The organism is Prosthecobacter sp. (genome assembly GCF_014879935.1).
Taxonomy (GTDB): Bacteria; Verrucomicrobiota; Verrucomicrobiia; order Verrucomicrobiales; family Verrucomicrobiaceae; genus Prosthecobacter.
The window spans coordinates 37,068-47,942 of the sequence record NZ_JACSRD010000111.1 but is presented as its reverse complement, the minus strand read 5'-3'; the positions used below and the strand labels follow the sequence as shown (position 1 = coordinate 47,942).

The 10,875-nt window shown below is 62.6% G+C and carries 11 protein-coding genes; 8 read left to right on the top strand and 3 right to left on the bottom strand.

Going from position 1 to position 10,875, the window contains the following annotated elements; genetic code table 11:
* The 3 genes from IAE77_RS07660 to IAE77_RS07650 all read left to right on the top strand — a co-directional run.
* Positions 1-423: hypothetical protein (locus IAE77_RS07660; protein WP_294224217.1), on the top strand; the 423-nt coding region annotated here is incomplete at its 5' end.
* Between the two features lie 24 nt (positions 424-447).
* Positions 448-1,023: a hypothetical protein gene (locus IAE77_RS07655; protein ID WP_294224215.1), complete on the top strand. Its 576-nt coding sequence runs from the start codon at positions 448-450 to the stop codon at positions 1,021-1,023.
* Between the two features lie 91 nt (positions 1,024-1,114).
* Entirely contained in the window at positions 1,115-2,257 is a 1,143-nt protein-coding gene (locus tag IAE77_RS07650; RefSeq protein WP_294224212.1) for a cytochrome P450, read from the top strand.
* A 3-nt stretch (positions 2,258-2,260) separates the two neighbouring features.
* Here IAE77_RS07650 and IAE77_RS07645 read toward each other — a convergent pair whose 3' ends face one another.
* A complete protein-coding gene (locus tag IAE77_RS07645; RefSeq protein WP_294224209.1) occupies positions 2,261-2,722 on the bottom strand; it encodes a hypothetical protein in 462 nt (153 codons plus the stop codon).
* Positions 2,723-2,879: 157 nt separating this feature from the next.
* On the opposite strand from IAE77_RS07645, the gene IAE77_RS07640 reads away from it, so the two are divergent.
* From IAE77_RS07640 to IAE77_RS07620, 5 genes are read left to right on the top strand one after another with little or no spacing between them, the layout of a single operon-like run.
* Positions 2,880-3,758 carry a GH25 family lysozyme gene (locus IAE77_RS07640; RefSeq protein WP_294224205.1) on the top strand — a complete coding sequence of 293 codons (879 nt, stop codon included), beginning with the start codon at positions 2,880-2,882 and terminating at the stop codon, positions 3,756-3,758.
* A 9-nt stretch (positions 3,759-3,767) separates the two neighbouring features.
* Positions 3,768-4,703: an alpha/beta hydrolase gene (locus tag IAE77_RS07635; RefSeq protein ID WP_294224201.1), complete on the top strand. Its 936-nt coding sequence runs from the start codon at positions 3,768-3,770 to the stop codon at positions 4,701-4,703.
* Positions 4,704-4,748: 45 nt separating this feature from the next.
* The gene (locus tag IAE77_RS07630) at positions 4,749-6,146 is read left to right on the top strand and encodes a sulfatase-like hydrolase/transferase (protein WP_294224199.1); all 1,398 of its coding nucleotides are present in this window, start codon (positions 4,749-4,751) and stop codon (positions 6,144-6,146) included.
* Positions 6,147-6,170: 24 nt separating this feature from the next.
* Positions 6,171-7,064: a ThuA domain-containing protein gene (locus IAE77_RS07625; protein WP_294224196.1), complete on the top strand. Its 894-nt coding sequence runs from the start codon at positions 6,171-6,173 to the stop codon at positions 7,062-7,064.
* Positions 7,065-7,071: 7 nt separating this feature from the next.
* The gene (locus IAE77_RS07620; RefSeq protein ID WP_294224193.1) at positions 7,072-8,478 is read left to right on the top strand and encodes a sulfatase; all 1,407 of its coding nucleotides are present in this window, start codon (positions 7,072-7,074) and stop codon (positions 8,476-8,478) included.
* Positions 8,479-8,560: 82 nt separating this feature from the next.
* Here the strand turns inward: IAE77_RS07620 and IAE77_RS07615 are convergent, their stop codons facing one another.
* Both IAE77_RS07615 and IAE77_RS07610 read right to left on the bottom strand, forming a co-directional pair.
* Positions 8,561-9,790: a radical SAM protein gene (locus IAE77_RS07615; protein ID WP_294224190.1), complete on the bottom strand. Its 1,230-nt coding sequence runs from the start codon at positions 9,788-9,790 to the stop codon at positions 8,561-8,563.
* Positions 9,787-10,866, bottom strand: coding sequence for a radical SAM protein (locus IAE77_RS07610; protein WP_294224188.1), 1,080 nt, complete (start codon positions 10,864-10,866; stop codon positions 9,787-9,789). The genes IAE77_RS07615 and IAE77_RS07610 overlap by 4 nt, the downstream gene beginning before the upstream one ends.
* Positions 10,867-10,875 lie beyond the last annotated feature (9 nt).

The following is a 10,875-nucleotide window of genomic DNA, read 5'->3' as shown; positions in this document are numbered from 1 at the left end:
AAGCGCCAGCTCGCGCTCGATTTGATCCGCTTCGCCGAAGATCAGTTCGTCATGTGGTCGCAACCGCCCTCCGACACGCCCAACAAGCAAAACGACGACGGCACCGCCGCCGCCCGCACGAAGCGCTGGCTGCTCCCATGCGTGCTCGAGCAATACCGCTGCTGGGCGCCGGTCTGCGCCAGCAGCGCGAAGCTGATGCGCCTGTATCTCGCCGCCTATCGAGCGACCCAAGACCCGCTCCACCTCGAAAAAGCCAAAGCCCTCGCCGCGACACTCACGCACACGCAATCCACCGCCAAAGCCCCCGGCCGCTATCAAACCTGGGTGATGCAGAATCCGCCGACGATGTGGTTTAACTGCGAACTCATGGCCGTGCGTGCGATGCAGGAGCTGGCGGCTGCGGATGCGAATGCAAGGCGGTGATGGCCGCTGCGTTTGCTGTGGCTCATGAAACTGCTTTTGCTTTTCGCTTGTCTCGTCACCCCACTCTTGGCGGAGGAACTTCAGGTTCTCGCGGCACCGGATTTTAAGTCGCCCCTGGATTCAACGTGGAAGATCGCGCATGGCACGTATGAGCCGAAGGATGGGGTGCTGGTGTGTGCCGAAAAGCCGGAAAACAAGCACGTGGCGGTGCTTTGGCATCAGGTGGGCTGGAACACGGGCGTGATTGAGTGCGAGTTCCGCTTCGACGGCTCAAGGAGCCTCATCATCGGCTGCGATGGAACGACGCCCAAGGGCCCCACGCATGTCGGCCGGGTCTCCATTTCGCCAAAGCAGATAAGCCTGGCGGAAGATTCGGTCAAACCGAGCCACATCATCGCAAAACTGCCGGCTGATCTCAAATCCGGCGCGTGGCACAAGCTGCGTTTCGAATGGGCCGGTGATCAAATCGCGATCCAGCTGGATGATCTGAAGCTGAAGGCAGGCCACGCCTACCTGGCGACGCCGAAGAGGCGAAGCTGGATCGCCGTTGGCGGCCAGACCGCATCCATCCGTCATCTGAAGATCAGCGGCCAGCCATGACCTGACCAGCGTGGGAGCAGCAAACAGCAAATCAAGCGCATTGCCGGCTGCCTCGTCATCCGACATTCTCGTTCCCGTCCTCCTCCCCGCCATGCCCGCCTTTTCCGATCCCTTCAAAGACGCCCGCGCCGCCACCGGCGTGATGCAGTGCCCGTTTCACGGCGAAAACATCACGATGATCCTGCGCCACGAGGATGTGCGGAAGGCGGCCAAGGACTGGGAGACTTTCAGCTCTGATGTGCCCTTCCGGGTTCCGATTCCATCCGAGGAAGATGTGCGCAGCATGCGCCAGCTTCCCATCGAGACCAACCCGCCGGAGCACACCGATTACCGAGCCATCGCCGAGCCGTTCTTCCAGCGGGCAAAGGATCCGGAGATGATCGCGAAAGTCGAGGCGCTGCTCGACGGCATGCTGACGGGCGCCTTGAACCGCGACAGCATCGAGATCGTGAACGAATTCGCGCTGCCCATCCAGTCGCGTGCGCTGACTTACCTGCTCAACACCTCCGAAGAGGAGGCCGACGCCTGGATCGGCTGGGGCATTCACGTCTTCAAAGTGACCGGCGGCGAGTTCAAAAAGGGCACGGTGCTGGAAGACTACCTCGCCGCCAAGTTCGACGAGGTCGAGGCGAATCCGGGCGATGACTTCTTCAGCGTGCTGACGCAGGCCACTTATCGCGGGCGCAAACTCACCCGTGAGGAGTGCATGGGCTTCGCGAACCTCGCCTTCGCCGGCGGGCGTGACACGATCATTCACACGATTTCGTGCGCCCTGGGGCACCTTGCGGAGAATCCCGGCGCGCTCGAGTTCCTGCGTGAGGATCCCAAACGCATCACGCTGGCCAGCGAGGAGTTTTTCCGCGTCTTCATGCCGTTGACCCACATCGGCCGCGTCTGCCCGAAGGACACGGACGTGAACGGTGTCACCGTGAAAGCCGGGGAGCGCGTCTCGCTGTGCTGGTCGTCCGCGAATTTCGATGAAACGGCGTTCCCGCAGGCCGATGAGGTGCGCCTCGACCGCAAACCGAACCCGCATCTCAGCTTCGGTTTCGGCACCCACCTTTGCCTCGGCGCTCCGCATGCCCGCCTCATCCTGCGCACGCTTTTAAAGCTCTGCTGCGACCGTGTGAAGCGCATCACCATCCTCAATGCCGCCGAACGTGTCGAGCACGAGGCGAAATTCGACCGCAAGCTCGGCTACGATTCGCTGACGGTGAAGTTCGAGGCGCTGTGATGTTCACCAGCCCAGCACCCGCGTGATGGCGGCCCGCAGCGCCGTCTCCAGGATGGCTGCCTCGGCGTGCGTGATGGGAATGGAGACCTTCCTCACGTTTTTCGAGGTTCCTTCCTGGCGCGACATGCTCATGAAGAACGGTGCCTTCTGCGGATCGTCACGGTAGGTCAGTTCGAAGGCGCTGTTGGCCTTCTCCGACTGGTGGAAGAGCTTCGCCTGCTCCTGGCGGCCTTGCAGCGTCGCCAGGACGGCTCCGAGATCGTTCAGACCCCACTTCATCGTGATCTTCTGCTCCCAGTCGAACTGCTTTTCGCCGCTTTGCGTCGCCGCATCGACAAAGACGGCCGCCTTGGCACGGTTGAGCTCGAAACGGATCACGCCGCCGTTGCCGCGGCCGTTGGGTTTGTAGATCGCATACTCGGTCGAGGTCTTCGGGGCGGCGGGAGAGACGGATTTCGCGTTCATGGCGGCCGGAATCGTAAAATGACTGCCCGTGGTGGGTAAAGCCTGATTTCAAGACTCGGCAGGGCTTTTGCCAGACGACGGCGGAGAGGAGCCCGGCATCGAAGTCAGGCCAAAGGAGAGTGGCAAATCGATGCGGCCGACGTTTTAATCGCGCCCCATGCGCGTCGTCTCATTTCTTCTTGCCGGATCGTTCCTGACCAGTTGCGCCGTCCAGCCGGGCAGCACGCCCGGCAGTCTGCCGCCGCATTCGTGGGGGATGCCGCAGATCATCAACGTCTCCGCCTACGACCCGAAGGAAAAGCAACGCGCCGGCGTGGGTTTCTCCGAGCACAACGTCACCGCTCTCCGTGCGAACGGAGCCAGTGCTCTGATTGCCCGTGCCGGCAAAGGCGGGAATCTCGACGAGAAATGCGCGGCCTTCCTCGCCTCGGCGGATCGTGTCGGCCTGCTGCCCGGCGTTTACTACCGTGTGCAGAGGCATGTCGATGCCGTGGCGCAGGCGGACCAGCTCGTGAACCGCGTCCATGCGCTGAAGCGAAGCCGCTCCTGGAATGCGCCCTCCCTGCTGATCTGCGGCGACTTTGACGGCAATCTGCCGCTTTCATCGATCCTGCGCTTCATGGACCGCGTCGAGTCGCGCACTGGCATCGTCCCGGTCGCTTATCTTGAAAACAGCACGCAGCTCAAGCAGACGCTGAGCCGCGCGGATGCCGCCACAAAGGCGAAACTGCGCCGCATGCCCTACTGGCTGGCTCTTTATGCGCACGACAGCGGCGCGGGGCCGGTCTATCCCGCGCCGGGAAGTCCGCATGGGCTGGTGGAACAGTACCAAGTCTGGTCCGACTGGACGATGTGGCAGTACGGCGGCGTGGACTGGGAGCGTGGCGGCTCACGGCCGAAAGTGTATCACCACGGCCGGCACCGCTTCCCGCTTTACTTTGGAACGCTGGACCGGCCCGCCGAGCGCAGCGTCTTCAACGGCTCGCAGGCCGGACTGCAGGCATTCTGGCAACGTCACGGCCTGCCGCTTCGTTGAGGGCGCTGCATGAAAACCACCGCAGCGCTCACGGTTCCAAGTCTCGAGACCTCCCGCGAAAACCGCTGCGTGGTCAATCGGCGGCACGCCATGCGTTTCCTCCTTCTATTTTCTCTCTGCCCGTCGCTCTTCGCGCAAGTCATCCCGCTGTGGCCGGACAAGCCGCCGCAGTTTTTAGAGAACCCGCCAGCGGAGGTCAGGGAGGAGCGCGGCACGATTCGCAATGTCACCGTGCCGTCGATCACCTTGTTCCTGCCCGCCGCTGACAAACGCAATGGCATGGCGGTCATCGTTTGCGCGGGTGGTGGTTACGGCGGACTCGACTGGAAGACGCATGTCGAATACGCGGCTGACGTCTTCAATCCGAAGGGCGTGGCCGTCATCGGGCTCAAATACCGCCTGCGTCCGCCGCACAAGCTCGACAACGCCGGCATCCAGGCGCTCACCTTGATGGACGCGAAGCGTGCGGTGCGGCTCGTGCGGCATCGGGCGAGCGAATGGGGCATCAATCCGGCGCAGATCGGCATCGCGGGCTACTCTGCTGGCGGCAATCTGGCGATGAACCTCGCGGCGAACTTTGATGCAGGTGATCCGATGGCCGCAGATCCCATTGATCGTGAGAGCAGCCGTCCCGATTTTGCCGTCGGGCTCGCCACGTGGCACTGGCGGCAGAAGGAATCGCCCTTCGTCTTCAAGAAAGACAGCCCGCCGGTCTATCTCGTCCACGCCACGAACGACGGCATCAACGGCGGCACTCCCATCGAAATGCCGAAGGCCATCAAGGCTGACCTCGAAAAGCTCGGCGTGCCTGTGCGCATGGACATCTTTGACGAAGGCGCCCACGGCGTCGGCAATCTCATCCCCCAGCGCGTGAAAAACGGCTTTCCGCCTGCGAAGTGGCCGGACTTGCTGCTGGAGTGGCTGCGGACGCTGCCTGGGCGATAACGCTGCACGATTCGTCGTTCCGCATCGTTTTCGCAGCCGCTTGTCATGAAAACCTTGTCGCTGGGATTCTTCCTCTTCGCCTTCTGCTCGTCGCTCTTGTCGGCGGACAGGCCAAACATCATCTTCATCCTGGCCGACGACCTCGGATGGGGGGATCTGGGCTGCTACGGGCATCCGTATGCGAAGACGCCGAACCTCGACAAACTCGCGGCCGATGGCACGCGCTTCACCAAATTCCACGCCACCGGCGTGACTTGCTGCCCGGCGCGGACGGGGCTGATGACGGGCAAGTTTCCGGCCACGTTTCAAAAATACCCCGCCGATTTCGGCTTCGGCAGCCGGGTCACGATCACCGAGCTGCTGAAGAAAAACGGCTACACCACAGGCCACTTTGGCAAATGGCACATCGGCAGCGTGATGGAGCCGGGAACGTATGGCATCGAAGTCATCGGTGCGGAGGAAAAGGAAGGCGGCAAACGCAGACAGGCTGCGGGGGATCGCAGCCGCGACGCGCCGATGTATGATCAGGCGATCAGCTTCATCGAGAAGCACAAGGCGGGGCCGTTCTACATCAACATCTGGGATCACATTTCGCACCACCCGGTGAATCCATCGCCAGCCGTGCTGGAGCGCTTTGAACCGCTGGAACTCGATGAATCGAAGTTCACGCCCGCGATGCGCGAGAAATTCGACACGTGCAAAAAGCTCGGCGGCGATCCTGCGGCGCATCTGCGGGCCTTTCTGGCCGATGTGAAGTCGATGGACGACGAAATCGGCCGTTTGCTGGCGAAACTGGATGAACTGGGCCTGCGTGAGAACACGCTCGTCGTTTTCTCCAGCGATCAAGGTGCCGCGCCACTGCAGGATCCGACCACATTCGGCGATAAGAAGAAAAAGCGCCTCAAACACCCGCAAGGCACCGACATCGACGACATCCGCCTCAATGCGATGGGCTACGCCGGCCCGCTCTTCCGCGGCGGCAAGCACACCGACCTTGAAGGCGGCGTGTGCGTGCCATTCATCGCCCGCTGGCCGGCGAAAGTGCCCGCAGGCCGCGTGGATGATCAATCCGTGCTCAGCGGCGCGGACTGGCTGCCATCGCTGTGCGCCATCACCGGCATCGCGATCAATGCGGCCGATTTTGACGGCGAGGATTCATCGAAGGCGCTGCTCGGCGGTGTGCATGTCCGCACGAAGGCATTGTTTTGGAAGACCAACACGGAACGAAGCGACCCCTCGCTCCTTGAAGGCGCTTGGAAGCTGCATGGCACGCAACGCAGAAACAGCGAGGTCACGCTCTTCAATCTGGCGGACGACCCCGGTGAGAAGAACAACCTCGCGGAGAAAGAGCCTGAGATGCTGAAGAAACTCACCGCACAGCTCAACGCGTGGACCGCCACACTGCCGAAGACCTACGAGCATGGAACCAGCAAGGAAGAGTGATCCCCGGCACGTTTTGTCCCCGTCATGATTCATCGATTTTTCCTGCACCTCGCCTTTGCCGTCACCACGGCTTGCGCCGCTGATCCGGCACGCGTTTTGATCGTCGTCGGCCCCAGCAAACATCCGCCCGGATCGCACGAGGTCGCCGCAGGCGGGCGCGTGATGCAGCATTGCCTCGAACACATGACCAATGTGCCCAACGTGAAGGCTGACGTGGCCTTCGCGTGGCCGGATCAGGCGCTGCGTGACGGTGCGAGCACCGTTGTGTTCATCGGCGACACGTTTCCGGCGAACCGCCTGCCCAATCCGCAGCAGAACCTGGCCGATCTCGATGCGATGATGAAACGCGGCTGCGGCATCGTGTGCGTGCATTACGCCACCGGCCTGCTGGGGGAGGACGTGACGGTCGAGGGCGATCATCCGCTGCTACGCTGGATGGGCGGCTACTTTGCGAACCGCTCGTGCAAGCATCACGAGTCCTTCGCGAAGATTTTTCCTGCCGCGACAATCACGCCCGCCGCGCCGCAGCATCCGGTGTCGCGTGGCTGGAAGGAGTTCACGCTGCATGACGAGCCCTACACGAACAACTACTTCGGCCGAGGCAACGTGATGGCGGCGAATGTGATCCCACTGGCCACTTCGATGCTGCCGCCGGACAAACCCAAGCGCGAAACCGTCGCCTGGTGCGTCGAACGCGACGACAGCGGACGCGGATTCGGCATCGTGATGCCGCACTTCTACAAAAACTGGCGCCACGACGACCTCCGCCGCTTCATCCTCAACGCCATCGTCTGGACCGCGAAACTCGACGTGCCGGCCGGCGGTGTGCAAACCACGCTGCCCGATCTCGCCACCTTCAAACCGGAGTCCGTGGAATACGTTCCACCACCGAAGCCGAAACCTGCCGCAACCAAGTAAATCTCTCATGAAGCACCTATTTCTCTGTCTCTTCGCCCTCTGCTCTTCGCTCTACGCAGCTTCACCGCCGAATGTCGTCCTCATCCTCGCGGACGACCTCGGCTACGGCGATCTGGGCTGCTACGGGCATCCGAAGTTCAAAACACCCCGCATCGACCAGTTGGCGGCGGAGGGTGCGAAGCTGACGCAGTTCAATTGTCCGGCGCCGTTCTGTGCGCCGACACGTGCCTCGCTTATGACAGGGCGTTATCCGTTCCGCTGCGGCATGACACAGAATCCCGCGCCGGATGGCGGACCTGCGGCAGATGCACTGCGTTTGCCAGCATCGGAAGTCACGCTGGCGCAGGTGCTCAAATCCGCCGGTTATGCGACCGGCATGGTCGGGAAGTGGCATCTCGGCCACAAGGCGGGAGCCTTGCCCACGGAGCGCGGCTTTGATGAATACTACGGCATCCCGTATTCGAACGACATGCGCCCCGTGCAGGTGCTGGAAGGCACCCACGTGGCTGAATACCCGGTGGTGCAGGCCACGCTCACCCAGCGTTATGCAAAACGCGCCACGGACTTCATCCATCGCCATGCGAAGAAGCCGTTCTTCCTCTACTTCGCCGAGGCGATGCCGCACAAGCCGCTGGCGGCTTCTGAAAAGAACTACCTGAAGAGCGGCGCAGGTCTCTACGGCGACGCCTTGCTCGAACTGGATGACAGCGTCGGTGCGGTGCTCGATGCGCTGAAGCAGGAGGGTCTCGATGACAACACGCTGGTGCTCTTCACCAGTGACAATGGCGCATGGTTCGGCGGCAGCACAGGCGGACTGCGCGGCATGAAGGGAACGAACTACGAAGGCGGCTACCGCGTGCCCATGATCGCCCGCTGGCCGGGGAAAATCCCCGCCGGACACGCCAGCAACGAGCTGGCGGTGATGATGGACCTGTTTGCCACCGTGCTGCACGCGACGGACACGAAGATGCCCGATGATCGTGTCCTGGATGGCCGGAACATCCTGCCGCTGCTCACCCGCGAGGCGAAATCGCCGCACGAGTTCATCTTCGGTCATCAGAACTCGAAGCTGGCCACCATTCGCGACGCCCGCTGGAAGCTGCATGTGCTGCCTGCCAGCCAGATGAAGCTGAAACCCGGCGCGGACGGCCGCTGGCTCGACCCCCGCGCTCCGGACGGCGTCACCATCCTGGCTCCCTTCGAGCAGTACAACCTCGATTCGCCTCCTGGAGTCACCACCGGCGTGGAACCGGGCCGCATGCAGCTCTTTGACCTTCAAAACGATCCCGCCGAACAGACCGACGTGGCAGCACAGCATCCCGACGAGGTCAAACGTCTGCAAAAAGCCCACGACGCGATGAACAAGGATGTGCCCGTCGTCGAAGAAGTGAAACGGGTGCCGATGAAGAAGTGAGCGGGCGTTTCAGGTTTCAAGTTCCAGGATGCCGAAAACGACATTCATCATGAAACTTGGAACGTGAAACAACGCCGCTCCCTCAACTCACCAGCTCCATGCCGGTGCGTTCGGCTTCATTGAGATAGCAGCCGGGGTCGCTGCCCCACAGACCGCCGTGCTCGCCATAGGCGGCACGGGTGCGGAAGCCGCCGCCGCAGACGGAGAACCAGCGGCAGTCGGCACAGGGGCCGGACATGCGGGCCTGGCGCTCATTTTGGGTGAGGCGGCCGATGCTGCGGATGTTGCGCAGGGTTTCGGCGCTGGTCTCGTTGCCTTCCTCCCAGATCTGGGAAAAGGGCATCAGCTTCACATTGCCGAGCGTGATGTCCTGCCAGAACTGGTCGGGATGGACATTGCCCTGCGTGTCGATATTCGCGATGCCACGGCCGCTGCTGTTCGCACCGCCGCCGTTCCAGGCGAGCAGGCGTCGCGCTTCCTCCAGGTTCGGGTGATTCTCCTGCTCCATGCGCAGGAGCAAATAAGCGCCGTCGGCCGGTCCGGCCACAGTGAGGAGCTCGCGGTTCACTCCTTGTTTGTCCCAGGCTTCCACGCGTGCGATCAGCGTGTCGAGCGCATGGCGCGATTCGGCCGGTGTGAGCACCTGGAGGCTGGCACCACGGCCCGCAGGCACGAGGTGATAAAAGCACACGCGCTGGATCTTCTCCTCTTCGATGAAGTCGAGGATGCGCTCGATGTTTTCGACGTTGTGACGCGTGAGCGTGAGCCGCAGGCCGGTCTTCTGGCCGACATCGTGACAATTGCGGAAGCCGCGCACCGCACCATCGAACGCGCCCTCCTTGCGGCGGAACTGATCGTGCACCGCGCCGATGCCATCGAGCGAGATGCCGACATAGGCCACATTCGCCGCTTTCAGCAGCGCTGCTTTTTCCGGTGTGATGAGCGTGCCGTTGGTGGAGATCGTCAGCTTGAGACCACCGGCGGTGGCCTTGTTCACGATGTCGAAGAAACGCGGATGGATCAGTGGTTCGCCGCCGCTGAGCAGAAGCGAGGGCACCTGATAGGCGGAAAGGTCATCGAGCACGGCTTCCATCTGCTCCCAGGTCAGTTCACCTGGGTAGTTCATCGCCTGCGAGTCGGAGTAGCAGTGCACGCAGCGCAGATTGCAGGTGCGGGTGATGTTCCAGACGGTGATCGGCTTGCGCGTGCTGGCTGTGTGCCCGCCGGGATGTCCCGGATGGCGGCCGGTGCCGTAGCGAAGTGCGTCGGCCGGCTGCGCGGCTCCAGTCCAGAGTTTGGTGATATTGATCATGATGCAGGTGTGGTTTGAAGAAGGTGAGGAGCGACGCCGCGCGGCTGATAAACACAGGCCGGATCTTCGGCGAAGGGATCGCCCGTGACGCCGTAGGCTCGGGCACGTGAGCCGCCGCACACGTTGCGGAACTCGCAGCGGCCGCATTTGCCGCCGAGGGCGTCACTGTCGCGCAGCGAAACGAAGAGCGGATGATGCCGGTAGATCTCGGCAGGATGCTCCTGGCGGACATTGCCGCAGTCGAAGGGCAGGAACCCGCTGGGTGACACGACGCCGGTGTGGGAGATGAACATCACGCCACGACCGTCGCGGATGCCGAGCGGCGAACGCATGCCCGGGCGATGCTTTCCAGCACGTGCGCCGAGCGTCTGGATCGTGACACGACGGAAATGATGCCCTTCCGTTGTTTTCACGGCGAAAGGCGCCTTTCCGACCAGCGAAGCCATGTCTCGGAAGACGAATTCGATGTCCTGCGGGACCGGCAGATCCGCGATGCCGGCCCGACCGGTCGGCACGAGCAGAAACACGCTCCACATCGCCGGCTTGAGCTCGAACATGAGCTTCTTGAAGGCCTCGTACTCGCCCAGATTGCCACGGGTGAGCGTGGTGTTGATCTGCACGCCCAGATCGGCCGCATGGGCGCGATGCACGGCGGCGATGGTGCGGTCAAAGGTGCCCGCGATGCCGCGGAATGCGTCGTGCGTCTGCCGTGTGGCACCGTCGAGGCTCAATGAGATGCGCTCCACGCCGGCCGCTTTGAGTTCATGGAAGTCAGCATTCATCAGACGGGCCGTCGCCGAGGGACTCAAACTGACGTGAAGTCCCGCAGCAGTCGCCTCGCGCACCAAATCGAGCGCGTCGCTACGCATCAACGGGTCACCACCGGTCAGGATGAGCATCGGCGGCTTCAATTCGGCCAGTTGCCGGACGAGTCGGCTCGACTCCTCGCGATTCAATTCGTCGGGATGGCGGTGAGATTGCGCCTCAGCGCGGCAATGCCGGCATGCCAGCGCACAGGCCCGTGTGATCTCCCAGAAGACGAGAAACGGGCGCACGTCAAAGCCCTCGTAGCCCATGGCGGGCAC